The following is a 26,504-nucleotide window of genomic DNA, read 5'->3' on the forward strand; positions in this document are numbered from 1 at the left end:
CAAGGCTTTTGCCTGTTTTTGCTACAAAGTAGATGCTATTGTTCAATTTTGCGTTCCATAAATTTAATTTCATCTGTCTGCTCAAAAATCTTGAAATTAGCATTATAATAGAAATCCGGTGTTTTGGTAAATAATGCGAGCCTTTTTAATATAGCTAGTTCAGGATGGTTAACTATAGACTGAATCAGCCATCTGCCCAACCCTTTACCCCGATAATCGCGCAAAATAAAGACATCGGCGATATAGCCGAAGGTGGCTAAATCAGTTATAACGCGGGCAAAGCCGACTTGTCTTCTTGCGTTATCAATTTTCTGATATACACCAAAGCAATAAGCGGAGTTATTGATTGCTTTCTGCATAACTTCTCGGCTTCTCCCGAACCCCCAATAGGACTCCGAAGAGATAAATCTGTAGATTACCTCAAAATCCAAAAGGGATTTATCAGTTGAAATCATATAATCCGTTAATTGTTGACACAAAGTAATATCATCTCCTTTTTTTTAAGGCCTCTTTTGAAAAGCTTAGATACCAGATTTCTTATGCAAGTCAAGGTTTACTAAATGATTTAATTTTCTTTAGCTGTGAGTGGTTTGGTGCGGACTATTATCTATTTTATCGGACTGCTTGTCCATATTTCAATATAAAATAGTAATATATGTCTGAAAAATTAACACTGTACAATATGTGGTACCGGATATCGCCTACGAGTTTTCTCCTTTGTAAATGGGCAGTTTTTTGGTGCGATACAGGACTTAAGTTTCAAAAAAAGTAGGACTTTTTACCCAAGATATGATATAGTTAAAATACCATTTATAAAATTGGGTAGGAGAGATTGATTCATGGATTGCGCTTTTTACAGGGGAGGGAGAATAAATGCGGGTACTGGTAGTGGATGATTCAAAAATAAGTCGAGAACTTATTATGATGCATCTTCGGAGTATTGGTATCGAAAACATTGATACGGCAGAAGATGGTGTTGACGCAATTGGCAAAATAACAAAGCTTCCCAAAAATACAAAATATGACGTAATAATGCTTGATGTGGTCATGCCGCGGAAAAATGGACTGGCTACGCTAAAAGATATCAAGCAGTTGACTCCTGAATCCAAAATTATTATCTGCAGTTCTCTTCACGATTCACAAACGGTAAAAATAGCACTCGGATTTGGGGTAAACGGCTATATTATTAAACCGTTTACAAAAGAAAAACTGCTTGAGGCTTTTTGGTATAGTTTAAAAATACATTCTGAGGTGTAGAGTCGTCTGTTTTTTTTGATTGTATGAAATTCCGGTCAGAGCCAATACTATATATGATGTAAAAATGACTAGCTATTAGCTGGAGGGATACTAAAAAATGATAGTTAACGATAATCCGGTAGTGGCTCCTCCGGGGACTAATCCTGAAGAACCGCAAATAACCCAGCCTGCGACTGAGGTTCCCAAAAGAAGCCGGCAGGCTAAAAAAGCTGGGCCAGCCGAAAATATTCAGGAGTTAGGTTCACCAGAAGTACCAACAGCTAAGACAAACATTCATGTAATGACCATAATTGGACAAGTCGAAGGTCATATGGTGCTTCCACCTCAGAATAAAACAACAAAATACGAACATGTAATGCCCCAGCTTGTTGCCATTGAGCAATCGAATGAAATTGACGGATTGTTATTAGTACTAAATACCGTAGGAGGAGATGTTGAGGCCGGTTTGGCCATTGCTGAAATGATCGCGAGCATGTCAAAGCCGTCAGTCTCAATAGTATTGGGAGGAGGGCATAGTATTGGCGTGCCTATTGCCGTATCAGCCACTTGCTCGTTCATTGTAGAGAGTGCTACCATGACGATTCATCCTATCAGACTGACAGGCTTGGTGATTGGAGCACCAAGTTCATTTGACTATCTCGAAAAGATGCAGGAACGGGTTAATAAATTTGTTGTAAGCCACTCGAACATAACCGAAAAGAAATGGAAAGAACTTTTATATAAAACAGGGGAATTATCCAGGGATATCGGTACTTCGGTAGTAGGTAAAGACGCCGTTAAATATGGTCTTGTCGATGAAATAGGTGGTGTATCGCAAGCGTTGAATAAATTGGAAGAACTGATTGCCTCGTATAAAGAACATAAAGAAGGTAAGGGGCTGAAGCAGTAATGATTCTCTGGACAATTGTTCCGGAAGAAGCAATTTTCGTTAATCAAAACCAGTCGATTGCTGCTTATGAAGAAATTGAGTATTCGGGACAAAAAGTATTGGTGGAAAAAGTTTCAGCCAAAGAATTCCGCGTTGTTCGTTTGCTTACTACCAACCCTTCCGACTACCTGCGTAATGATCTGCAACCTGGAACAATTATTACTTATAAACCGGTTATTGAAACGCTCTCATACTGAGGGCGTTTTTGTTCGATATATGCGTAAAAATAAAAGGAATTTCAGTCATTATGTAGAACAAAATACAGTTAGAGGTGGTATGTTTTGCCTAAATGGTTGACTCAGTTAACTCCTGAATTGCGGCATGAGCTATTTGGCATAACACTAGTTACCGGGGGGCTGCTAGCGTTAATCAGCTTGCTTGGTTTAAACGTCGGGCCGTTAGGCATATTTATTGCCAAAATGCTTAAATATACTTTTGGTATTGGTGCAATAGTTGTACCGCTAGTCTTTTTTGTTGTGGGTCTAAGATACATTATGGTGAAAAGCCAAATTGTCTATTCGGTTAAGTTCTGGGGATTATTACTATTGTATGTCATGTCTTTAGCAATTTATCACCATATCAGAATCCCCGTTGGTCAGGAAATCTTGCCTGACAGTCTGGCTTCAGGCGGTGGCTTAACCGGCGGCATGCTGCTTTTTTCTTTGCGCAAACTATTGGGAGTACATGGTTCAATTATTGTACTTGCTGCCTTGGCGTTGTGTGCAGTGTTAATGTCAACAACCTGGTCGTTGGCAGCAGCGCTGTTAAATGCCAAAGAGAAAGCGGTAGAAAGTTTGGTTTTAGCCCGAGAGGCGATTGCGGCCTCGACTGAAATCATGTCTGAGCAAGAGGAAATAAAAAACCAGGCGGTTTTTTATGACCAGCAGCGCGATGTGAGGTCTAATTCTATTACACATACTAAAGAGAGTAATCATGCTTCCACTATATCTGAATGTATTTCGCCAGTAGAACAGCCTGAACCGCAGCCACTCACACTAACTCAACCTACAGCGACTGATATTAATCCGACTTATATGTTACCGCCTTTGTCACTCATAAAGAAACCGAACCGGCCGCGGTTGGCCAAAGTGTCAAAGGAGGTCTCCGACAATGCACGTATATTGGAGCAAACTCTTGACAGTTTTAGCGTTAGTGCCAAAGTAATAAATACGTGTCAGGGTCCGACAGTTACCCGCTATGAACTAGAACCGGCTCCCGGTGTAAAAGTAAGTAAAATAGTAAATCTGGCAGATGATTTGGCGCTAAAGCTGGCATCATCAGGAGTTCGCATTGAAGCGCCAATTCCTGGTAAGGCAGCTATTGGTATTGAAGTGCCGAATAAAGAATTATCCGGTGTGGCTCTGCGGGAGGTTTTAGAAGCTGAAGAATTTCAACGCTCTTCTTCCGTCCTGACAGTAGCTTTAGGCAAGGATATTGCCGGACAACCTATTGTTGCTGACCTGGCTAAAATGCCGCACTTATTAGTTGCCGGAGCTACCGGCTCAGGCAAAAGTGTATGCATCAATACTTTAATAACCAGTGTACTGTTTAAAGCGCGCCCTGATGAAGTAAAGCTGGTGCTGATTGACCCTAAAATGGTCGAGTTATCAAATTATAACGGCATACCTCACTTGCTGACCCCGGTAGTGACTGATGCTAAAAAGGCGGCGTCAGCTCTAAACTGGGCAGTACAGGAGATGGAACGCCGGTATGAAGTGTTTGCCACCGCTGGGGTGCGGGATATTGCACGATACAATGATATTCACCGTGAAGGGCGTTTGCCGCTGATCGTCATTATTATTGACGAGCTTGCCGACTTAATGATGGTGGCTCCAGTCGATGTTGAGGATGCAATTTGCCGACTAGCGCAAAAAGCCCGGGCTGCTGGGCTTCATTTAGTGTTAGCAACGCAGCGTCCATCTGTTGACGTTATAACCGGTACTATTAAAGCAAATGTTCCCTCACGGATTTCTTTTGCTGTTTCATCCCAGGTTGATTCACGCACTATCTTAGATATGGCGGGGGCTGAAAAACTGCTGGGAAAAGGCGATATGTTGTTTTACCCGGTTGGAGCTGCCAAGCCACTGCGAATACAAGGCGCTTTTATTGCCGACAGTGAAGTCGAAGATTTGGTAAATTATATAAAACATCAGGCTGAACCGGAATACAATGACGGCATTACTACAGTTGAAGCCGGTAGCCATAAAGATGAACAGCCTCAATTTGAAGATGAGCTGTTAGAAGAGGCCGTACGTATGGTTCTTGAAACAGGACAAGCTTCAGTATCCATGTTACAGCGGAAGTTTCGTATTGGCTATACACGTGCGGCCAGATTGATTGACACGATGGAAGAAATGAAGATTGTCGGGCCCAATGTAGGAAGTAAAGCCCGGGAGATTATTATGACTTCTGAGCAAATTTATGCAAGATATTTTAAGAAATAGGCCATTGATATGCTTATAGCATTTTGTGGCAGGGTAGAATAGTAGTGGTGATAAAATTGCATAACGTTATTAAAGTTGAAGAAGCAGTAACACTCAATAATCCAATTTATATAGATGTGCGTTCACCTGCCGAATATGCTGTAGGACACATTCCTAAGGCGGTAAATATCCCGCTATTTACTGATGATGAACGCGCTCAAGTCGGCACAACATACAAGCAAGTTGGAGTCGAAGAAGCTAAGCATTTGGGACTGACTATTGTTTCAGCTAAGCTTCCGGAAATAGTTAGACAAACCTGCCAGTTACATAAAGCAGGACGAAAAGTTATCGTTTATTGCTGGCGGGGTGGAATGCGTTCCAAATCGATAGTAAGTGTGCTGGAAATGATGGGAATTGCGGCTTCCCAGCTGTTAGGCGGCTATAAGGCTTACCGGCAATATGTTCTAAACCGGCTGAGGGATTTTAAGGTTAAACCGAAAATTTTTGTTCTTTGCGGTTCAACCGGGACGGGAAAAACAATAATCATAAATGGGTTAGCTGAGCATAATATTCCGGTAATTGATCTAGAAAAGCTGGCCAACCATCGCGGTTCGGTTTTTGGTCAAATAGGTTTAGGTAGGCCGGCAACAGCTCAAAATTTTGATGCTGAATTGCTAATTGAGCTAGAAAGGCTGAACGATCAGCCTTATATAGTTGTTGAATGTGAAAGCAAACGTATCGGTAATGTCTATCTGCCTGACGCTTTGTTTAATGCGATGAAACAAGGCAAAAGGTTGATGTTGTCTACTAATATCGAAATCAGAATAGACCGGCTAATTGCGGAATATGTAGACGTATGCGCCAGTAATCAGGCAGCGATAATTGCCAGTATCGAGTCATTACGAAAACGTTTGGGCAACAAAAAAACCGATCAATTGCTGAACGATTTTAACGTAGGTAAAATACGGGATGTTGTAAAGACATTGCTGGTGGATTATTATGATCCAATGTATGGTTATGAAAAGACAAACATGGCTGAGTATGATTTATGGGTGAACGCAGATGACCTGGAGCAAGCTACAGATACAATAATCCAATACTTACAACAGTTTGGGAGGTAGTTATTTTGCAAACAGTAGGGGAAATATTACGTGCTGAACGTGTAAAAAAAGGCCTGTCGATTAAGGACGTAGAAAGTGCCATTAGCATTAGAGCGCTGTATCTGAACGCTATTGAAGAAGGTAACTATTCCATTATCCCCGGTGAGGTGTATTTGAAAGGCTTTATCCGTAACTATGCTACTTTTTTGGGTCTTAACTCCCAACAAGTAATGGAAATATACCGTCAGAGTAAGGGACAAGTACAGGAAAATTCTCCTGCCGTTAATCAGCAAGAAGAACCCACGGCAAAACAACAAGGTAAAAGTGGTAGCAGACTGGCAACCTGGCTTACTATTGCGGCTATTGCCGCCGGGGTAGTGGTTGCTGCAGTCTGGTGGTCATCAGGAAGCCAAAAGCCAGCTCCTACCCCGCCGCCATCAACCGCCCAGCAGCAACCTGTCCCGGCTAATCCACAACCGGTTTTGCCCACAGCGCCTCAACCGCAACCTGCTGTACCGGCAAAACCTGCTTCCAAGGTAATTGTTACGGCTAAATATAGCGCTCCGTGTTGGACATCTATTACAGCAGACGGCAAGCAGATCTATGAAGGGATTCCCAAGGGCGGTGAATCGTTGACCTGGGAAGCTGCCAGTACTCTATCGGCTAAATTCGGCAACGCTGGAGCGGTTGATTTGGTATATAATGGTAGTCCGGTGGGGAAAATTGGGGAAAACGGCCAAGTAGTTTTAAAAATGTTTACACTGACTGGCATTACACAATAGAAACGAGGTAAATACCTGGTATGATTGATTTTTTGCCAATGACCCGGGAAGACATGGTTGAACGGGGATGGGATCAACTGGATTTTTTGTTTATTAGCGGGGACGCTTATGTTGACCATCCTAGTTTTGGCCCTGCTATTATCTGTAGGCTGTTGGAGAAATATGGTCACAAGGTTGGAATAATTGCCCAGCCCGATTGGCGTTCCACTAGTGACTTTAAACAGTTGGGGAAACCCCGCTTGGGGGTATTAGTCTCAGCCGGTAACCTTGATTCTATGCTTAATAAATATACTGCGGCCAAGAAATACCGCAGTACCGATAACTATTCGCCCGGGGGTCAGGCAGGACTTAGGCCAGAGCGGGCGACACTTGTTTATTGCAACCGAATCCGAGAAGTGTGGAAGGATGTTCCGCTCATTATTGGCGGTATTGAAGCCAGCTTAAGGCGATTTGCCCATTATGACTATTGGTCGGACAGTGTTCGTCGGTCCATTTTAATCGATAGTCGGGCTGATCTCTTGATCTATGGTATGGGGGAAAAGCAAATAAAAGATCTTTCCACTCAGTTGTCTACGGGCATGTGCATTAGAAATATCCGGGATATACCAGGGACTTGTTACCGGACAGAATCGCTTGAGCATCTTTGGGACTATATTGAAATACCAAGTTACCAAAATGTGGCTAAAAATAAACAAGAGTTTGCTAACGCTTTTAAGATTCAATATTTAGAGCAGGATCCCATTCGGGGAAAAACTATAGTTCAGAATCATGGTGAACAATATGTAGTACAAAACCCACCAGCTATGCCGCTTACTACCGGGGAAATGGATGAGATATACGATTTGCCGTACCAAAGAACATATCATCCTGTTTATGAAGCAGCCGGCGGCGTGCCGGCCATTCAGGAGGTAAAGTTCAGTATTGTCAGTCATCGTGGGTGCTATGGCAGTTGTTCTTTTTGCGCTTTATATGCCCATCAGGGCCGTATAATTCAAAGCCGCAGCAAAGAATCAATACTGCGTGAAGCCGGTCAACTTGTAAAACTACCTGATTTTAAAGGTTACATTCATGATGTAGGCGGGCCTACGGCTAACTTCCGCCAGCCTGCTTGCGAACAGCAAGCTAATAGGGGAACATGCCGGGGGAAACAGTGCTTATTTCCTAGTGCCTGTAAAAATTTGAATACAAACCATAGCGAATATTTGGAGTTACTCAGGGCGGTCAGGCAAATTCCCGGTATTAAAAAAGTATTTGTCCGGTCAGGATTGCGTTATGATTACTTGTTAGCTGCCGGCGATAGGGAGTTTTTACGGGAGTTGTGTGAACATCATGTTAGTGGGCAGCTAAAAGTAGCGCCTGAGCATGTTTCGCAAAAAGTTACACAATTAATGGGAAAAGCCGGTAAAGAAACATATTTAAAGTTTAAGAAAGCATACGAACAAACTAACCGGGATTTGGGCAAGGAGCAGTATTTGGTTCCATATTTTATGTCCAGTCATCCAGGTGCCGGTCTTAAAGAGGCTGTAGAACTGGCTGAATTTCTCCGGGATACCGGCTACCATCCCGAGCAAGTCCAGGATTTTATTCCAACCCCAGGTAGTCTGTCAACATGCATGTATTATACAGGCATAAATCCTCTCACCAACGAAAAAGTATATGTTGCTAAAACTCCCCATGACAAACAGTTACAGCGGGCATTGCTGCAGTATCGCAATCCCAAAAACTATGATTTGGTTTATGAAGCGCTTATAAAAACCGGACGCCGGGATTTAATCGGTTATGAGCAGCATTGCTTAATTCGACCGCCGCAAACTAAACAACTTAGTTCCCGGCAACCGAGGCCTGAGAAGACCGATAAGCCTGGCAAACAGCGCCGCTTAACCCCAACGAGAAACAAAACAGCAAAAAAGCAGGCTAGATAAACCTAGTCTGCTTTTTTTATAAGTCTAAAAGCGCGGCGGCATTCGTCAGATAAAAGGTAAACAGCAATTAGACCGTGCGGGACAATTGTTAAGACCCCCATAGTTATATTATAGCCAAGCATGACTATCAAGCCAATTATTACAAAGATACTTGACAGTACCAGTTCGAATAAGCGGGCCCAGCGCTTGAGTTTTAGTAATCCAAAGGCAGGAATAGCATATAAGAGTGATGCAGCCAATGAACTGAGCGCTTCAGGAAAATTGTTTCGTAGTAGCCCATCATATATACCAAAGCCATACCCAATCGCGATTAGCAATAAAAAACCTATAATGAGGAGCAATCTAAGCGTTAAGTCAGGATGAAGGAATGACCACCAGGAGGGCCTATCAGTCATAAGTTAAAACTCCTTTCATATTATTTAATTTTACCATACTACCCAGGATTTTAGAATAAGATAATTTCTTGGTAGTAATACTAAAAGTAAGCAGTAAGAGAGGGAGGCGTATTATCTATGGAACAGCATAATACACCCTATTTACAGTCGGCGTTGTTATGTGAAGGGGTTACTACTGATGCCAATGGCCGTCATAACATTTATAATGAATTTAGCCAATATACTATGGGGTATTCTCAGCAGTTTACGCTTTTAACCATTTGGCGCGGTGCTGACAGCGACAGCTCTGAGGAAGAGTATAAAGAAAAAACCGAGATTATTGCCCCTGACGGACGAGTAGTGGCAAGTGGCGAGAATGGCCCATTTGCACTTAAGGATAGCACTTACCGCCAGGTAAATAGCATTTTGTTGGAAGATGTAGATTTTACACATGATGGAACCTATGATGTACGGATATCGCTTTTTAACGCGAATAATTCAATTGTGAGCACGCATGGTTTTCCGTTGATCGTAGTATAATTTGGTATTTATGACACGGCTCATGCATCCGTGTATTTTTTTTGTAATTATTAACTTATTGCAATACGAATCTGACTTTTTTTGTATGGCAGGAATTTGGACTTGCGTAAAGAAGAAATAAAAGGTATAGTATATATGTTTGCCTTAGCTATTATTCTAGGTTGAAAACCAATATGGAGGCAACTTATGAAACGTTATCTACCAATATTATTAATGTCCTTTTTTTTAATAATATTGACAATAGTAGGTACTAGTTACTTGGCCGGATATGCAGGAAAAGAAAACAAAGACAGTCTGGCAACAATTACCATTTATACGACGCTACCGGTTGAGCAAGTAGCTGTATTAGCCCAAGAATATGAAAAAGCAGCAAAAGTCCGGGTTAATATTGCCCCCTTTTCGGAAAAGGAACTATTCAATAGACTTATCGAAGAATCAGCAAAGCCCAAAGCTGACCTAATTCTTGCCAACCGCAAAACATTGAAACAGGCCCGGAATAGCGCGCTCTTAGTACCATACCAATCTGAATATACGGATATAATACCAAGTCGATTTCAAGACACTGACGGGTATTGGACAGGCGTTTGGTATGATCCGATCATTTTCGCTGCCAATCAGGATTATTTAAAAACTACAGCCAAAAAACCGTCAAAGTGGTCAGATTTGTTGCTTGATCCTAAAATAAAGCTTAGTATAACTGACTTTCCCGCCGCCGATGCCGCAGCTAACCTTTTGTATACTTTGGTTGCCGCTAATGGTGAGGAACAAACAATGAATTTTTTAAAAAAGCTTCACCCTCATATCGTACAATATGCCAAGTTTTTAGTAACTCCGGCGCGTATGGCAAGTATGGGGGAAGTTGATATTGCCGTTGCCGTTCATAGTGAAACAATGCGTTATGCTAGAGATGGTTTTCCTGTGCAAATTATTTATCCGGAAGATGGTACAGCTTACTTGCTTACCGGTGTGGGATTAGTTCGAGGAGCCAGTCACAGTGCCAACGCCAAACACTTTATTGATTGGCTGACTCAAGATGATGTATTCTCAGTTATGGCGCAGAATAAATTTTATTTTATACCTACCAACCCGGAAACCCGGATGTATAAAGAGTATGCTGCCAAAAATATAAAACTGCTTGACCATCATGACATGTATACACTTGAGCAGCAGCGTAAATTGCTTGATCGATGGGTACAGGATGTGCGTCTGGGGATAAAATGAGGAGGATGCTGTAGTTAATGCTAAAAGCAGGATTTGTTAGTTTAGGATGCGCCAAAAACCTTGTCGACACCGAGATCATGCTGGGAATTTTGTCTGATAATAATATAGCTATTACCGATGATCCTCATGATGCTGACATATTAATTGTTAATACCTGCGGTTTTATTGATTCAGCTAAAGAAGAGTCAATCTCTACTATTATTCAGATGGCTGATTTCAAACGTGAAGGTAAATGTCGTGGTGTTATCGTAGCTGGGTGTTTAGGACAGCGTTATCAACAGGATCTACTGGATGAATTGCCTGAAGTATCGGCAATTGTCGGTACAGGAGCTTGGCACCGGATTATGGAAGCTGTTCATGCAGTTCTGGCCGGCGAGCGGGTTTTGCTCATTGGTGACACTGATACACTGTATGACGAAACTATGCCGCGTATTTCCACCACACCGTCTTATAGTGCATATGTAAAAATTGCTGAAGGATGCAGCAACTGTTGCTCATATTGTGTAATTCCGCTGGTGCGCGGCAGTTACCGCAGCCGCCCGCTGGAATCTGTTGTGAATGAAGTAAAAAGGCTGGCCGAGCAGGGAGTAAAAGAGATCAACCTTATTGCCCAAGATACTACCAGCTATGGCCGGGATCGTTATGGCGAGCCACAATTGACAGCATTACTTAATGAATTGGTAAAAATTGAAGGTATTATCTGGATAAGGTTATTATACTGCTATCCTAAATATTTTAATGACGAGCTTATTGAACTTATTGCTAATCAGCCTAAAATCTGTAAGTATATCGATTTGCCGCTCCAACATGCCGATGATGAAATATTATCGGCAATGAACCGCCGTGACAAGCGTGCCGACATTGAAAAGTTGTTAGGCAAAATTCGGGTCGCTATTCCCGGCGTAGTTATCCGCACCTCCTTTATTGTCGGTTTCCCGGGTGAGACGGATAAACACTTTGAATCGCTTAAACAATTTATGCTTGAACAGAAATTTGAGAGGGTTGGTGTGTTTACTTATTCCCAGGAAGAGGGCACTCCTGCAGGAATCATGAAACAACAAGTGCCTGACAATGTCAAAGAGGAACGGTATCATGAACTGATGGCGTTACAGTGCCAGATTTCCGAAGATTTAAACCGTGACATGGAAGGCCGGGTACTCACAGTCTTAATTGAGGGCCATAATTCCGAACAGCCTGATGTTGCGTTCGGCAGGTCGTACCGGGAAGCGCCTGATGTCGATGGACGTATTTATGTTGAAGATGCCGCGGATTTACAGCCGGGAGATCTAGTGCGAGCAGAAGTTGTGCAGGGGTTTACTTACGATTTGTTGGCCGAAAGAAAGTGAGACTGGCTGCATAATATATAATGTGGGTTTACAATAGTAGAGACTGCCAAGCTCTGCTATTTTTTGTCCGATAGAAAGTAAACTTCATACACTTGTTGGCAACTCCAAACATAAATTTTTAAGGCTTTTCTTATTGAATATATTTTGTTAAATAATTGTTAAACAGCGGTTTTCCGCGACAGAATTGCATTGTTTTTAGAGGAGTTGGCAATTTATGACGCGAATGAATGCATAGTATTGGGAGGGAATGAGATGATTGTAGAGTTAGTTAGTACTGGTACCGAACTTCTTTTGGGTCAGATCGTTAATACTAATGCCCCATTTTTAGCTGCCCGCCTAAACGAGTTAGGGTTTAGCGTTATTTATCAGACTACGGTCGGCGATAATAGGGAGCGAATGAAAAATGTTCTAAAAACTGCCTTAGACCGTGCGGATATTGTAATAACCAGCGGAGGTCTAGGTCCTACTCAAGGTGACATAACCAAAGAAGTAACGGCTTCGCTGCTAAACAGGTCAATGTATTTGCACGAAGTCAGTGCTGAGCGGATAAAACGCTTTTTTGACGAGCGCCGCATATGTATGCCAGGTAATAATTTACGTCAGGCAATGATGCCTGAGGGTGCGATAGTTGTAGACAACACTTGCGGTACAGCACCGGGGGTTATTATTGAAAATCAAACAACAGGAAAAGTAATTATCCATTTGCCGGGACCGCCACATGAATTGTCCGCAATGTTTGAAATGTCAATTGTGCCATATCTTAAAGAACGGTTTGGTGTTCAAGGCGTTATAGTATCCAAGGTACTGCGTACATATGGTCTGGGAGAATCGGCGCTGGAAGAAAAAATCAAGGAATATATCCTGTCGCAGTCGAATCCAACTCTGGCGCTGTTGGCCAGAAATGGGGAAATTCATGTTCGTATCACTGCCAGAGCAGAGAATGAGATTGAAGCCAGACGGTTGATTGATGAACTTGAAGGCCATATTCGTCCACATATAAACGAATATGTTTTCGGTATTGATGATGAAACTCTGGAAAAGTCTGTTGGTAATCTGCTTTTAGCTAAAGACTTGACAATAGCGCTGGCTGAGTCATGTACAGGTGGGCTTGTTACCAGCCGTATTACTGACGTTCCTGGAAGTTCATCCTATTTGATAGGGTCAATTGTCTGTTATAGTAATGCGGTTAAAATCACAAGTGTTGGCGTACCTGAGGAAATAATTGCCGTAAAGGGTGCTGTTAGCCAGGAAGCAGCTGAAAGTATGGCCCAGGGTATTAGAAAACAATTTTCTACTGGGATAGGGATTGCTGTTACCGGAATTGCCGGGCCAACCGGAGCTACTAATGATAAACCGGTAGGACTGGTTTATATTGCCATTGATGGTCCGGCAGGGACAGTTTGCCACCAACATTATTTTAACGGAACACGTACTGATATAAAACACCGGACAGCTTTAGCCGCCCTCAATCATTTGCGTCAATATCTGCTTATATTATAGGAGGTTTTTATATTGAAAGATATCGTAACTATGTTTGGAGATATATCGTTAAGCAAAAAAACGGCATTAGCCATAACCGAGATGGGCTTTGAAGAGCCGTCTCCCATTCAAAGCCAGACTATCCCTTTAGTACTGGCAGGTCATGATGTTTTGGGACAAGCCCAGACAGGCACTGGTAAGACGGCTGCATTTGGTATACCTATTATGGAACGTATAACTGAAGCTAGGCAAATACAAGCGCTTGTGCTTACACCGACCCGTGAACTGGCGATTCAAGTGTCAGAAGAACTGGCCAAAATTGGCAAATTTAAACGGATAAAAACTCTGCCCATCTACGGTGGTCAGGCAATAGAGCGACAAATCAGGACGCTTAAGTCAGGGGTACAGGTCGTCATCGGCACTCCCGGTCGGCTGCTTGATCATATTCGCAGAAATACTATTAAGCTTGATAACGTAAAAATATTGGTATTGGATGAAGCTGACGAAATGCTCGATATGGGATTTATTGACGATATCGAAAGTATTCTGCAGCATGTACCTTCCGAGCGTCAAACTTTACTGTTCTCAGCTACAATGCCGTCAGAAATAATGGCTTTAGCTAACAAATATATGAGAGACCGGGTAACGGTGACCATTAGCAAAGAACAGCTTACCGTGCCGCTTATTGATCAGATATACTATGAAACCCGCGATAAGCTTGATGGTTTGTGCCGGGTACTTGATTCCGAGACATTTGGCCGAGTTATTATCTTTTGCCGGACTAAAAAAGGTGTTGACGATTTGGTTGCCTCTTTATCGGCACGGGGCTATATCTCGGACGGATTGCATGGCGATCTCAGTCAAGCCCAGCGCGACAGAGTCATGAAAAAGTTCAGAGATGGCAAATTAGATATACTCATTGCTACTGATGTTGCTGCCAGAGGCTTGGATATTGAGCATATTACCCATGTTATTAACTATGATATTCCGCAGGATCCTGAATCATATGTTCATCGTATTGGTCGTACCGGCCGGGCAGGTAAAAAAGGTGTGGCGATTACTTTTATTCAGCCTCGGGAGTATAGGCAGTTAAAACTTATTGAAAAGGAAATCAAGACACGCATATTAAGGCGGCAATTGCCGTCACCAGCCGATATTATTGAACGGCAGACCGAAGTTATTAAGAATCAACTTATTCAAACTATTACCAGGGGCGGTTTTGACATTTACGGCAATATAATAGCTGATTTAGCGGCTGATTATGACCCAATTGACCTTGCGGCGGCGGCTTTGAAATTGTTCCAAGAAGGTTACAAGGAACAGGAGGTTATTGAAAAAACGCAATTTGGCAATACCGGTGCTGAACCAGGTATGGTGCGGTTGTTTATTAACGCCGGACGGGCGCAAAAAATCCAGCCCCAAGATATTGTCCGCACTATTGCGGAAGAAGCTGACATAGAAGGTAGCATTATCGGTGTGATAAATATCTATGATAGATTTACGTTTGTGGAAGTCCCCGAAAGCGTCGCTGAACGTGTATTATCAGTAATGAATAAAAATACCATAAAAGGTCACCGTATTAATATTGAACCGGCTAAAGGCCGCTGATACGGATAATGCTAAGCTTCCCCTGCAACAAGGTTGTTATTGACAAAACGAACAAATGTTTGTAAAATGATGGTAGAGTTATCGGGGGAGGTTTAGATTAAGTGGATAAGATAAAAGACTTTGAGAAGAATCGGGAAATGGATAAATTTAAAGCGCTTGAAAACGCCATGCGTCAAATAGAAAAAGATTTTGGCAAAGGCGCTATTATGAAACTGGGTGAAGCCGCCGCTAAGATGAATGTTGAAGTTATCCCTACCGGTTCATTGCCGCTTGACATTGCTCTTGGGGTCGGTGGAGTGCCACGCGGGAGGGTTGTTGAGATATTTGGGCCAGAGTCGTCAGGTAAAACAACAGTAGCATTACATATTATTGCTCAAGCGCAAAAAATGGATGGAATTGCTGCGTTTATTGATGCCGAACACGCTCTGGATCCGGTTTACGCCAAAAAACTTGGTGTTGACATTGATAACCTTTTAATCTCCCAACCTGACAACGGAGAGCAGGCTCTTGAGATTGCCGAAGCGCTGGTGCGTAGTGCCGCTATTGATGTTATTGTTATTGACTCGGTAGCTGCATTGGTGCCAAAAAATGAAATTGACGGCGATATGGGAGATTCTCATGTTGGACTTCATGCCCGTTTAATGTCACAAGCGTTGCGCAAACTTACCGGTATCATTAGCAAGTCGCGCACGACTGCCATATTTATTAACCAAATTCGGGAAAAAGTCGGCGTCATGTTTGGCAATCCGGAAACAACCACAGGCGGACGGGCCCTGAAGTTTTATGCGTCAGTCCGCATGGATGTCCGTAAGGCTGAGAGCATAAAACAAGGTAATGACGTTGTTGGCAGCCGTACCAAAGTCAAGGTTGTGAAAAATAAAGTAGCTCCTCCATTTAAACAGGCTGAATTTGACATAATGTATGGTGAAGGAATTTCGCGTGAAGGTAGTTTAATTGATATTGGTGTTAAACTTGATATTATAAATAAGAGTGGCGCATGGTTTTCCTATAATGATCAGCGATTGGGCCAAGGCCGGGAAAACGTTAAAGAATTTTTAAAAGAAAATTGCCACATTGCTGATGAGATAGACAAGAAAATTCGTGAAATTCTTTTAGCAGGCGATGCCAAACTTGATAACGCATTAAGTGATGATGATGTGCTTAGTGATGATGACGAGGTCTTTGAAAGCTGATGAATATAAATGTAACTGATGCTGCCGTTAAGCTCTTGAAGTTTAGGGCGTACAGCCAATATGAGCTTAAGAACAAGCTTTTAAAAGAGGGCTATGAAGAAATGGTGGTAAACCAGGCTTTAAAATACGTGACTGAGCGCGGCTATCTTGATGATGCCGCGCTTTGTGATATGCTTTTGGCCAAATATGCTGAAATAAACAAATATAGCTTAAGGGAAGTCTTTGTCAAATTACAGCGTAGAGGGTTGCCGGCAGCTTTGATTAATGAGAAACTGGCAGGTTGGAATGGGGAATTTGTCGAATACCAGGCGGCTTTAAGATTGGTCGCCAAACGGTTCCCGGATGGTCAGAGGGAAGATAGGCGTAAAGTGGCCCGTTATCTGTCAAGCAAGGGATTTAAAGCCGGAACTGTGGGCAAAGTTTTAGAGCACCTCAGGAACATGTCGCCTTGACACTCATTTGAAAAACCTTTACAATAAAAATATCCAATCGTGTAATCAGGTTAATCTACTTAAGTAAACTTTTAGGAGAGCTTGAATGCTGACAAAGCACCCAAAAAGCTACTTTTAAAAGCCGAGTTTAACTCGGCTTTACCCTTAATATTAGTAATAAAGAAAAGGAGGTGGAATTTATAGTAGAGATTGTACTAACTGCGATGTTAGTCGGACTGCTGAGTGCAGGCATAGGCTATTGGGTACGTAAGAATATAGCCGAAGCTAAAATCGCTTCTGCAGAAAATGCAGCAAGAAAAATATTAGAAGATGCTGAAAAGGTTGGCGAATCAAAGAAAAAGGAAGCCCTGGTCGAAGCTAAAGAAGAGATTCATAAACTTAGAAGTGAACTTGAACGAGAAATTAAAGAACGCCGTGCAGAACTTCAGCGTTTGGAGCGCCGCTTGGTGCAGAAAGAAGAAAACCTTGACCGAAAAATCGATTCTCTTGAGAAGAAAGAGGAGATTCTCAGTCGTAAAGAAGCTGAACTGGATAAAAGTCAAGAAAAGATCAATGAACTGTATGCCAAGCAAGTAACTGAACTCGAAAGGCTGTCCGGCTTGACATCTGAAGATGCCCGTAGCTTGCTGCTTGCTAATGTTGAAGAAGAAATTAAACATGAAACAGCAATGCTTATTAAGGATCTTGAGCAGCAGGCTAAAGAAGAAGCGGAGAAAAAAGCCAGAGAAATTATATCGTTAGCAATTCAGCGTTGTGCTGCTGATCATGTTGCCGAAACTACCGTATCGGTAGTGGCTTTACCTAATGATGAAATGAAAGGGCGGATTATTGGCCGGGAAGGTCGCAATATTCGCACTCTGGAAACACTTACTGGTATTGATCTGATTATTGATGATACACCTGAGGCAGTTATTTTATCAGGATTTGATCCTGTCCGGCGGGAAGTTGCCAGAATTGCGCTGGAAAAACTTATCGTTGACGGCCGGATTCACCCAGCCCGTATCGAAGAAATGGTCGAGAAGGCACAAAAAGAAGTTGAACAGAAAATTAAGGAAGCAGGTGAACAAGCTACATTTGAAACTGGAGTTCACGGCCTGCATCCAGAACTGATAAAACTTCTCGGACGGTTAAGGTTCCGTACCAGTTATGGTCAGAATGTACTCAAGCATTCAATCGAAGTGGCACATTTAGCCGGGGTTATGGCGGCTGAACTTGGTGTAGATGTAATGTTAGCTAAACGGGCCGGCTTACTCCACGATATTGGCAAAGCTGTAGACCATGAGGTTGAAGGTCCGCATGTAACGATTGGCGCTGATTTGGCCAAGAAGTACCGTGAAGCGGCCGAAGTTATCAATGCAATTGCCGCTCATCACGGTGATGAAGAGCCTAAAACGATTCAGGCCGTGCTAGTAGCAGCTGCTGACGCTGTATCTGCTGCAAGGCCGGGAGCTCGCAGAGAAACTCTTGAAAGCTATCTGAAGCGATTAACACGATTGGAAGAAATCGCTGAATCATTTGATGGCGTAGAAAAATCATTTGCTATTCAGGCTGGTCGTGAAATTCGTATTATGGTAAAACCCGATAAAATTGACGACTTAACAGCTGTTCGTCTAGTGCGAGATATAGTAAAGAAAATTGAAAATGAACTGGAATACCCTGGTCAAATTAAAGTCACGGTTATCCGTGAGACACGCGCTGTTGATTATGCCAAATAAATTTTAAAACAGCTATTAAAACGGCTTTGCCTTTAGGCAAAAGCCGTTTTTTAGTTTTTTTCCCAACAGTTTATAAGCAGGATTTAAATCGCTTCTAGAGAATACTTAATCAGAAACTGTATATGCATTTTTTATATATTTTATAAACTTATTGGACGGTGAAATATATGGCTGAACTTTGCCAAGCTGATAGACAAGTTTCTGATGGAGTAAACCTGCTTATATCCATGTTGGTACGTTATCCCGAGATTGGTACAATTAATTTTGATCCTGAGGCTAATTCGCTTAAACTTACATTCATGATTTCCGGTATTCCTACTACGAAAGACTTTGAAGCTACCAAGCGGTTAATTATCAATAGTATTACCGCGTATAACCTGCTGGAAGGCGTAACAGATATGATCATTGATGTTGAATTGAGTTCGTATGAAAAAGTTGCTATGTTAACTATTATGCGGGATGTACATACCTTGTCGCGGGGAGAAATCGGGTTGACGATTAAGCTTCTCAGAGAAAGGTTTGCTGACCGATTAGTAGCTGATCACAATGACGCTATTCTGGAAGAGGACCTTCTCCTACAGGAAGAGGTCATTGAAGACATGTTGGAAAACATGCGCAAACAAGAGAATGACCATCATAGCCTCATTGGTATTCGTGAAGATGGGCGTGTTTTTGTATTTAACAAATAGTATACTGTTAATATATAGAGAGATGAATTTGTTGTAATAATTTGATTTTTTTGGATATAAAAAAAGGAATTTTTTGCCGTGCCACGAATATATTTAATTTATAGGACTTAATAACGTTTCTTAATCAAAGGAGGGCACATATAAACATGGATGTCTTGAAAGTATCAGCAAAATCCAATCCTAATTCCGTAGCTGGAGCTTTGGCAGGAGTGCTGAGAGAACGTGGCGGCGCCGAGATTCAGGCAATCGGTGCAGGAGCGCTCAACCAAGCTGTAAAAGCAGTTGCAATTGCTAGAGGATTTGTAGCACCACATGGTGTTGATCTGATTTGTATACCCGCCTTCACGGATATTCTCATTGATGGTGAGGAGCGGACCGCTATTAAACTAATAGTTGAACCTCGCTAATCATTAATAAATTGTCCAAAACCTGTTCATGTTGAACAGGTTTTACTGTGTTTTAGGTATGTATTTTATGGCATAATATATTAGTGTTTAGCTGATATCAAACGTGAGGAGTGGAAAAATGAATATTGAAGTTGTTGGCGGGTCAGTAACAGATATTTTATGTGATACTGTTATTGTTAACTTATTCGAAGGAGTTATGGCTCCAGGCGGAGCAACCGGCATAGTGGATAAAGCATTAAACGGGCATATAAGCGAAATAATTCGAGATATGCCAGGATGCGGTAAATATGGCGAAACTACTGTTATACATACATTTGGTGTTATTGGCGCCAAACGGGTTATTCTCCTCGGTCTAGGTCTACGAAGTGAATTCTCATTGGAACGAGTCCGTGCGCTTATGGCTATTGCTATGCGAACAGCGCGAAAACTGCGGTCGGCAACAGTAGCAACTATCGTTCATGGCGCAGGCACTGGCGGTCTTGATGACCGGCAAGCAGCTCAGGCTGTTGTTGAAGGCGCAGTAATGGGTTTGTACCAGTTTAAATATTATAAAACCAGTAAAGATGACATACCCGGGATTGAAAAGTTATTGATTATAGAAAACGATGCTGCGAAACTCGAAGCGCTTACTCAAGGTGCTGAGCTTGGCAGAATAATTGCCGAAGGTGTCAATTATGCCCGTGATTTAATCAACCATCCGGCTCAGTATATGACTCCGACTAAAATGGCTTGGCATGCCGGCGAGATAGCCAAACAGTATGGTCTAGAACTCAGCGTGCTAGAGAAGCAGGATATGCAGGCAAATAATATGGGGGCACTGCTGGCAGTGGCTCAGGGCAGTAGTGAACCTCCTAAGCTTATTGTTTTAAAATATATCGGGAATCCGGCAAGCCAAGATATAACAGCCTATATTGGTAAAGGAATTACTTTTGACAGTGGTGGCATATCTTTAAAGCCCAGCCAAAATATGGACGAGATGAAACGGGATATGGCTGGCGGCGGTGCTGTGTTGGGCGCTATGATGGCTATTGCCCAACTAAAACCTAAAGTAAACATTTTGGCTATTGTTCCATGCGCTGAGAACATGCCTTCAGGTAGCGCCTTTAGGCCTGGTGATATTATTACTTCTATGAGCGGAAAAACTATTGAAGTATTGAGTACCGATGCAGAAGGGCGCCTGATTTTAGCAGATGCGATAACTTATGCCAAAAAGCTTGGCGCAACCAGGATCGTTGATTTGGCAACTTTGACAGGTGCCTGTGTGGTAGGTCTTGGTGCTGTTTACTCCGGAGTTGTTGCCAATAATCGCGAGTGGTGCCAGACCGTGCTTGCTGCGGCACGTCAAGCCGGTGAAAAAATGTGGGAACTTCCTAATGATGATGAGTATCTTGAACAAATCAAAAGTTCGATAGCCGACCTAAAAAATAGTGGCGGCCGGCCAGGTGGCGCTATTACTGCCGGATTATTTATCGGTCAGTTTGCTGATAAAACTCCTTGGGTGCATATTGATATTGCCGGAACATCAGACGCTGAAAAAGATAAGGGGTATAATCTCAAGGGAGGAACTGGTATAGGAGTTCGGACTTTAGTGCAACTTGCCAACAATTTTGCAAAATTATGATTGCTGACCTTCACATCCATACCAATATTTCAGATGGACGACTATCGCCCCAGGAAGTTGTCCGTCAGGCTGAAGGCGCCGGACTAAGCTATATTGCTATTACTGACCATGATACGATTGATGCCCATTTACTGCTAAGAACTGAAGGCTATTTCAACCCTGATGCACTTAATCTGTCAATTATCCCCGGAATAGAATTCAGCACCGACTTGCCGCGTCATGAAGTCCATATTCTAGGATATTTCATTGATATTGATAATGCCAAACTAAAAGATCAATTAGATATTGTCCTTAATGACCGATTGCGGCGTTCACAAATTATGGTTGATAAGCTCAACAACTTAGGATATTCAATTGATTATGATAGAGTGTTAGCCATTGCCGGTCAAGCTGCGGCCATCGGCAGACCACATATAGCCAAAGCACTGGTTGAAAATGGCTATTTTAAAACGGTGTCTGAAGCCTTTGATGCTGTGCTGGCTAAAAATGGACCAGCATATGTTCCGCATTACAAACTGACTCCTGAACAGGTTATTAAGTTAATCAAACAGGCCGGAGGCGTCGCAATATTGGCACATCCCGGCCTAATCGGCGATGATACTCTTGTTCATCATTTGATTACGGCCGGTATCCACGGATTGGAGGTTTATCATCCAGAACATGATCAGCTCATGAGCAGTAAATACTTGGCAATTGCCAAAAAATACAATTTAAAAATAACAGGTGGGTCTGATTTTCATGCAATCCCTGGCCGGTATCCTGAAAAACTCGGAGTTTTTACTGTTTCGGCCGCTCTTGTTGATGCTTTGTCAATGTAATAAACTTTTACTTGACAACACCTGTAAAGGTGTTTATTTTTGTGCTGTACCCTATTTATATTTTTACAAGGAGGCTGTCTATGGACACCATCGCTCTGGTAGGCCCAAGCGGAACCGGCAAAAGCTACCGGGCGCTGATTGTGGCGCATGAACATAATGTTGACACAATTATTGACGATGGCTTGTTAATTAAAGACAGCAAGATTATTGCTGGCTATTCAGCCAAAAAGGAGCCTAGCAAAATTAGGGCGGTTAAGCGCGCCATTTTTATGGAGCCTGACCATGCCGCTGAAGTCCGAGAGGCGATTGGCAGAGTTACGCCTGAACGCATCTTGATATTAGGTACTTCAAAAAATATGGTAGACAAGATCGTGGACGCTCTAAATTTGCCGCCAATAAGCAAAATAATTCGCATTGAGGACATTGCCAGCAAAGCTGAGATTGCCAAAGCCCGGGAGAGCAGACTGAAAGAAGGCAAACATATTATACCGGTGCCAACTATTGAACTGAAACCTCATTTTTCCGGTTATCTGATTGACCCACTTGACATCTTTTTTAAAAAACCTCGCTCAAAACAACGGCGTAAACTAGGGGAAAAATCTATTGTTCGTCCAACATTTAGCTATTACGGCAAATTGCTTATCTCCGATGCTGCAATTGCGGCTATTGTCGACTATGTAGCCACACTTGATGACGCTATTACCAAAACAGGACAAATTAATATTAAAAATTCCCATGACAAGGAAAAAGGGCTTTCCATATCCTTGGACGTAACTATAAAGTATGGACAATCTATTTGGAATGTGGTGCATGATGCGCAACTCCGTGTAAAACAGATGGTTGAGTATATGACAGGTATGCTGGTTAGAGAAGTTAACATTGCAGTAAAACGCCTAAGTATCGACTAATAGAACATAAGGACGTGACATTTTTGGATAAAAAGCAGGGTAAACGCATTTTATTTTCTGGCTACGCAAAACTGCCAACAGGAATTACGGCTAGCGAGGTCTATAAAGTTATTGGCGTAGTACTCCTCATTGACGAGGATACCGGTATGATCTTGGAAGCTGACTGCACATTGGCAACAGCAGTAGCTCGCAATCATGTATCTTCAATTTTAGTAGGTAAGTCGATTGCTATGCCGGATCAATTAGTTAGTATTGTTGATAAAACTTATCAAGGGAGCGCCAAGAAAGCCATTATCACTGCCATACGCATAATACACGACAAGTACCGTAGTTATAAAGAAGGGCTGGCTCCCAGCGTTATTGACTAAGATAAGAGGTTGCAGCATGGTTGAACAGTTAAAGTTTTCTGGAGTAGGATTTGTAATTGGTATCTTAAGCGGCTTGCTCGGAGTCGGGGGCGGGATATTTCTCGTTCCTATTTTAGTAACATATTTTGAGGTTACTCAGCATGTCGCTCAAGCAACTTCTATGGCAGTTATCGTTCCCACCGCATTGGTGAGCAGCGCTGTATATGGTTTTCATGGTAATATTGACGTAAGTTTGGCATTAAACTTGGTTATTGGCAGTATTCTCGGCGCAAGCTTGGGTGCTCGGATAATGAAAAAAATTCCGGCCTTCCGGCTTAAACAGTTGTTCGGCGCGATGCTGATAGTGGTAGGGTTTAGGATGGTGCTGGGATGAGTACTATACTGATTGTTTTTGCAATGGGTTTTGGCGCAGGAATACTTAGCGGGTTGCTTGGCGTTGGCGGCGGTGTAGTGATGGTGCCAATGCTGGTCTTTATATTGGGGGTGGCTCAGCATATGGCTCAGGGGATTTCCATGCTAGTCATAATACCTACAGCTGTTGTCAGCATCTGGCAATTTCACAAAGATAAGCTCGTCAACTATCAAGCGGCTATCTGTCTTGCTGGTGGTGCAGTTGTCGGAGCATTGATTAGCGCTAATTTTGTCCAGTATGTTCCGGCAAACTTGCTTAAACAAATCTTTGGTGTCTTTGTTATCTATTCAGGTGTTAGAATGGTATTAAGTACCCGTAAAAAATAACTGGAAAACAGGGAACGTACGGACTTCCCTGTTTTTTATTGCGTAAGCAGAATACCACATGCTATGCATGTGGTTCCAAAAAGCTTATAGCTATACGTCGAAAAAAACAGCCTCCTTTGATAGAATAAATGCAGGTTTGCCGACCGCATAACTCTGAACAAAGGAGGCGCATCCAATGGATGATACTAAGAGTTTAGCACATAGTAAATGGCGGTGTAAATATCATATAGTATTTGCACCAAAATATCGTAGACAGGCGATATATGGAAAAATAAAATCGGATATAGGTGTAATCCTAAGGAAGCTCTGTGAGTACAAAGGCGTGGAAATTCTAGAGGCCAACGCTTGCCCCGACCATATTCACATGCTAGTAAGTATACCACCGAAAATCAGTGTGGCGTCTTTTGTGGGATACTTAAAAGGGAAAAGTTCGCTAATGATATTTGATAAGCATGCGAATTTGAAATATAAGTATGGAAACAGACATTTCTGGTGCAAAGGATATTTTGTGGATACGGTGGGACGAAACAAAGAGGCAATAGCCAAATATATCCGTGAGCAGTTACAAGAAGATATAATTGCCGACCAGTTAAGTTTGAAGGAGTTGACAGACCCGTTTACGGGTGAGCCCGTGAAAAAGTCATAAAAAGAGCCCCTTTAGGGGCTGACTGAAAAGGTTATGCGGTTGGTGGACTTTTTCAGTGAGTCTTGAGACTCAGCTAGTACTCTGCCCTTATAGGGCGTAAGCAAGCCACCCGTTTTACGGGTGGTCCTGACTTACCTAATAATGCCTGATACTATGCCGGGTTGTTACTGTCAATCTAATTCGTGATGTGAATCTTTGATCTGATCATATTTTTCGAACATGTTTAGCAATAAACCAGGTATGAAACTGAGAGCCACAAAATGACCAATTTTTTGGATTTGCTCATCGTGGGTTTTGTTCTCAGAAAGAATGCGTTTAATTCTTGCGTGAAACCATTCCTCGCGGGACTCAACTTCGTCTACTAGATAATTATGAAGTTGGTCTCTTATGGATGCTTTCATCACATTCACCTCCTTTCCTTAACTCAATTCGACAGGAGGTAAAAAATACCTGTAATAATTTTACGAAAAATCAAAAAGAGTGATCTAAAAAGTTCTATGGTTTAGAATAATATTAAGAACCATGATAAGGGAGAAGACATGGCCAAAATTTGTATACGGCTTAAAATTACGTTATAATAAGTGGCAGATACTACGCGTTGGAGCTGATAAATAGATGGAATCGAACGACAAACAATCAAAGTCAAAACTCTTTCATACTATGACTTTTGGCTGCCAAATGAATATTAATGATTCAGAGCGTCTTGCCGGTCAGCTTAGGACGATTGGCTATGAGTCTACCGACAATGTTGAGCAGGCTGATTTAATTTTAATAAATACTTGCTGCGTCCGGGAAAGCGCTGAGAAAAAAATTCACGGTCGGATTGGCGAAATGAAACGGCTTAAACTTGTCAATCCTAATCTCATTATTGGGGTTGTCGGTTGTATGGCGCAAAAGGACAAAGATAAAATACTGAAAAAATTTTCTCATGTCAATTTGGTTATGGGTACGCATAATATTCATCAATTGGCTGAGCTTGTTGAAAAAATAGAGCAAAGTCGCGAGCGGGTATTGGCCGTTTGGGACCAAGCGGAAAGACTAGCGCCTGATGTTCCGACAGTACGCAAGGGTCAGATATCGGCATGGGTTCCCATTATGTATGGATGTAATAATTTTTGTACATATTGTATTGTTCCTTATGTCAGAGGTCGTGAGCGAAGTAGGCCGCTCAATGATATTGTAGCAGAAGTCCGGCAACTCGGCGCCGACGGGTTTAAAGAAATAACGCTGCTTGGCCAAAACGTCAACTCCTATGGCAAAGATAACGAATCACAGGCTGATTTTGCCGACTTGCTTCAGGCTATTGATCAGATTGATACGATAACCCGGATTCGCTACATGACATCTCATCCTAGGGATATGAATGACAAAGTCATTGAAACTATCATGAGAAGCCAAAAGATTTGTGAGCACTTCCACCTGCCGGTACAGGCAGGAAGTGATTATATATTGGAGCGTATGAACCGTGGCTACAATACTGAATATTACCGGCAGCTTGTGTCGAAAATTCGTGAGGCCATTCCCGGTGCCAGTCTTACAACAGACATTATAGTTGGTTTTCCCGGGGAGACTGAAGAAAACTTTTTAGAAACTTTGGAGTTTGTCAAGAGTATCAGGTATGATGCTGCCTATACCTTTTTATATTCACAGCGGTCAGGCACACCGGCGGCGAAGTATGCCGACCAAGTGTCATTGCCTGTGAAAAAGGCGCGGCTCCAGCAGTTAATGGCTGTGCAAAATGAAATTAGTCTTGAAATAAACAGGCAGTATGTGGGTAAAACGGTAGAGGTGCTGGTGGAAGGACCCAGCAAAAACGACGAAAGAAAACTAATGGGGCGAACCCGTACTAATAAAATTGTGTTATGGGAGAAAACTGGACAAGAGGTCGCCGGCGGGTTAGTTAACATACAAATTGATACGGCTCAGACCTGGATCTTAAAGGGCCGGTTGATCTAATCCTTAATTGGTA

Annotated in this window: 28 protein-coding genes; 25 read left to right on the plus strand and 3 right to left on the minus strand. The window is 42.4% G+C overall.

The window, feature by feature from the left end; genetic code table 11:
- Positions 1-35: 35 nt before the first annotated feature.
- Positions 36-455, minus strand: a complete 420-nt coding sequence (locus SCACP_RS08590) for a GNAT family N-acetyltransferase (protein WP_425061363.1) — start codon at positions 453-455, stop codon at positions 36-38.
- A gap of 418 nt (positions 456-873) precedes the next feature.
- Between SCACP_RS08590 and SCACP_RS08595 the strand changes: the two genes are divergently transcribed.
- From SCACP_RS08595 to SCACP_RS08625, 7 genes are all read left to right on the plus strand, one after another.
- A complete protein-coding gene (locus tag SCACP_RS08595) occupies positions 874-1,257 on the plus strand; it encodes a response regulator (RefSeq protein WP_425060921.1) in 384 nt (127 codons plus the stop codon).
- A gap of 97 nt (positions 1,258-1,354) precedes the next feature.
- Positions 1,355-2,146: a ClpP family protease gene (locus SCACP_RS08600; RefSeq protein ID WP_425060922.1), complete on the plus strand. Its 792-nt coding sequence runs from the start codon at positions 1,355-1,357 to the stop codon at positions 2,144-2,146.
- Entirely contained in the window at positions 2,146-2,382 is a 237-nt protein-coding gene (locus SCACP_RS08605) for a YlzJ-like family protein (protein ID WP_425060923.1), read from the plus strand. Before SCACP_RS08600 ends, SCACP_RS08605 begins: the two co-directional genes overlap by 1 nt.
- A gap of 84 nt (positions 2,383-2,466) precedes the next feature.
- Complete coding sequence (locus SCACP_RS08610; protein ID WP_425060924.1) at positions 2,467-4,629, plus strand: DNA translocase FtsK 4TM domain-containing protein; 2,163 nt, start codon at positions 2,467-2,469, stop codon at positions 4,627-4,629.
- Positions 4,630-4,673: 44 nt separating this feature from the next.
- Positions 4,674-5,729 carry a tRNA 2-selenouridine(34) synthase MnmH gene (mnmH, locus tag SCACP_RS08615; protein WP_425060925.1) on the plus strand — a complete coding sequence of 352 codons (1,056 nt, stop codon included), beginning with the start codon at positions 4,674-4,676 and terminating at the stop codon, positions 5,727-5,729.
- Between the two features lie 5 nt (positions 5,730-5,734).
- A complete protein-coding gene (locus tag SCACP_RS08620; RefSeq protein WP_425060926.1) occupies positions 5,735-6,490 on the plus strand; it encodes a helix-turn-helix domain-containing protein in 756 nt (251 codons plus the stop codon).
- Positions 6,491-6,510: 20 nt separating this feature from the next.
- Positions 6,511-8,412: a YgiQ family radical SAM protein gene (locus SCACP_RS08625; RefSeq protein WP_425060927.1), complete on the plus strand. Its 1,902-nt coding sequence runs from the start codon at positions 6,511-6,513 to the stop codon at positions 8,410-8,412.
- A gap of 2 nt (positions 8,413-8,414) precedes the next feature.
- On the opposite strand, the gene SCACP_RS08630 is transcribed toward SCACP_RS08625, so the two are convergent.
- Positions 8,415-8,807, minus strand: coding sequence for a hypothetical protein (locus SCACP_RS08630; protein ID WP_425060928.1), 393 nt, complete (start codon positions 8,805-8,807; stop codon positions 8,415-8,417).
- Between the two features lie 117 nt (positions 8,808-8,924).
- Between SCACP_RS08630 and SCACP_RS08635 the strand changes: the two genes are divergently transcribed.
- From SCACP_RS08635 to tnpA, 17 genes are all read left to right on the plus strand, one after another.
- The gene (locus SCACP_RS08635; RefSeq protein WP_425060929.1) at positions 8,925-9,326 is read left to right on the plus strand and encodes a DUF6941 family protein; all 402 of its coding nucleotides are present in this window, start codon (positions 8,925-8,927) and stop codon (positions 9,324-9,326) included.
- 186 nt (positions 9,327-9,512) lie between these two features.
- Complete coding sequence (locus SCACP_RS08640) at positions 9,513-10,547, plus strand: ABC transporter substrate-binding protein (protein ID WP_425060930.1); 1,035 nt, start codon at positions 9,513-9,515, stop codon at positions 10,545-10,547.
- Positions 10,548-10,564: 17 nt separating this feature from the next.
- Entirely contained in the window at positions 10,565-11,893 is a 1,329-nt protein-coding gene (rimO, locus tag SCACP_RS08645; RefSeq protein ID WP_425060931.1) for a 30S ribosomal protein S12 methylthiotransferase RimO, read from the plus strand.
- A 252-nt stretch (positions 11,894-12,145) separates the two neighbouring features.
- Entirely contained in the window at positions 12,146-13,393 is a 1,248-nt protein-coding gene (locus SCACP_RS08650) for a competence/damage-inducible protein A (protein ID WP_425060932.1), read from the plus strand.
- Between the two features lie 30 nt (positions 13,394-13,423).
- Complete coding sequence (locus SCACP_RS08655) at positions 13,424-14,980, plus strand: DEAD/DEAH box helicase (protein ID WP_425061364.1); 1,557 nt, start codon at positions 13,424-13,426, stop codon at positions 14,978-14,980.
- Between the two features lie 137 nt (positions 14,981-15,117).
- Positions 15,118-16,173 carry a recombinase RecA gene (recA, locus tag SCACP_RS08660; protein WP_425061365.1) on the plus strand — a complete coding sequence of 352 codons (1,056 nt, stop codon included), beginning with the start codon at positions 15,118-15,120 and terminating at the stop codon, positions 16,171-16,173.
- Complete coding sequence (locus SCACP_RS08665) at positions 16,173-16,625, plus strand: regulatory protein RecX (RefSeq protein WP_425060933.1); 453 nt, start codon at positions 16,173-16,175, stop codon at positions 16,623-16,625. Before recA ends, SCACP_RS08665 begins: the two co-directional genes overlap by 1 nt.
- A 170-nt stretch (positions 16,626-16,795) precedes the next feature.
- Positions 16,796-18,340, plus strand: coding sequence for a ribonuclease Y (gene rny, locus SCACP_RS08670; RefSeq protein ID WP_425060934.1), 1,545 nt, complete (start codon positions 16,796-16,798; stop codon positions 18,338-18,340).
- A gap of 167 nt (positions 18,341-18,507) precedes the next feature.
- Positions 18,508-19,029 carry a hypothetical protein gene (locus SCACP_RS08675; RefSeq protein ID WP_425060935.1) on the plus strand — a complete coding sequence of 174 codons (522 nt, stop codon included), beginning with the start codon at positions 18,508-18,510 and terminating at the stop codon, positions 19,027-19,029.
- A gap of 146 nt (positions 19,030-19,175) precedes the next feature.
- Positions 19,176-19,436, plus strand: coding sequence for a stage V sporulation protein S (locus tag SCACP_RS08680; RefSeq protein ID WP_075755210.1), 261 nt, complete (start codon positions 19,176-19,178; stop codon positions 19,434-19,436).
- Between the two features lie 118 nt (positions 19,437-19,554).
- Positions 19,555-21,057, plus strand: a complete 1,503-nt coding sequence (locus SCACP_RS08685; RefSeq protein ID WP_425060936.1) for a leucyl aminopeptidase — start codon at positions 19,555-19,557, stop codon at positions 21,055-21,057.
- Positions 21,054-21,875: a PHP domain-containing protein gene (locus SCACP_RS08690; RefSeq protein ID WP_425060937.1), complete on the plus strand. Its 822-nt coding sequence runs from the start codon at positions 21,054-21,056 to the stop codon at positions 21,873-21,875. The genes SCACP_RS08685 and SCACP_RS08690 overlap by 4 nt, the downstream gene beginning before the upstream one ends.
- Positions 21,876-21,955: 80 nt before the next feature.
- Complete coding sequence (locus SCACP_RS08695; protein ID WP_425060938.1) at positions 21,956-22,783, plus strand: Asp23/Gls24 family envelope stress response protein; 828 nt, start codon at positions 21,956-21,958, stop codon at positions 22,781-22,783.
- A 14-nt stretch (positions 22,784-22,797) separates the two neighbouring features.
- Positions 22,798-23,151 carry a DUF3870 domain-containing protein gene (locus SCACP_RS08700; RefSeq protein ID WP_425060939.1) on the plus strand — a complete coding sequence of 118 codons (354 nt, stop codon included), beginning with the start codon at positions 22,798-22,800 and terminating at the stop codon, positions 23,149-23,151.
- Positions 23,152-23,167: 16 nt separating this feature from the next.
- Entirely contained in the window at positions 23,168-23,524 is a 357-nt protein-coding gene (locus SCACP_RS08705) for a sulfite exporter TauE/SafE family protein (protein ID WP_425060940.1), read from the plus strand.
- Positions 23,521-23,889 carry a sulfite exporter TauE/SafE family protein gene (locus SCACP_RS08710; RefSeq protein WP_425060941.1) on the plus strand — a complete coding sequence of 123 codons (369 nt, stop codon included), beginning with the start codon at positions 23,521-23,523 and terminating at the stop codon, positions 23,887-23,889. Before SCACP_RS08705 ends, SCACP_RS08710 begins: the two co-directional genes overlap by 4 nt.
- A gap of 175 nt (positions 23,890-24,064) precedes the next feature.
- Positions 24,065-24,535, plus strand: coding sequence for an IS200/IS605 family transposase (tnpA, locus tag SCACP_RS08715; protein WP_425060335.1), 471 nt, complete (start codon positions 24,065-24,067; stop codon positions 24,533-24,535).
- A gap of 170 nt (positions 24,536-24,705) precedes the next feature.
- Here the strand turns inward: tnpA and SCACP_RS08720 are convergent, their stop codons facing one another.
- Complete coding sequence (locus tag SCACP_RS08720) at positions 24,706-24,936, minus strand: hypothetical protein (protein WP_425060942.1); 231 nt, start codon at positions 24,934-24,936, stop codon at positions 24,706-24,708.
- Positions 24,937-25,150: 214 nt separating this feature from the next.
- Between SCACP_RS08720 and miaB the strand changes: the two genes are divergently transcribed.
- A complete protein-coding gene (gene miaB / locus SCACP_RS08725) occupies positions 25,151-26,491 on the plus strand; it encodes a tRNA (N6-isopentenyl adenosine(37)-C2)-methylthiotransferase MiaB (RefSeq protein WP_425060943.1) in 1,341 nt (446 codons plus the stop codon).
- Positions 26,492-26,504: the final 13 nt, after the last annotated feature.

The sequence above is a fragment of the Sporomusaceae bacterium ACPt genome (assembly GCA_041428575.1).
GTDB classification, from domain to species: Bacteria; Bacillota; Negativicutes; order Sporomusales; family Sporomusaceae; genus Sporomusa_D; species Sporomusa_D carbonis.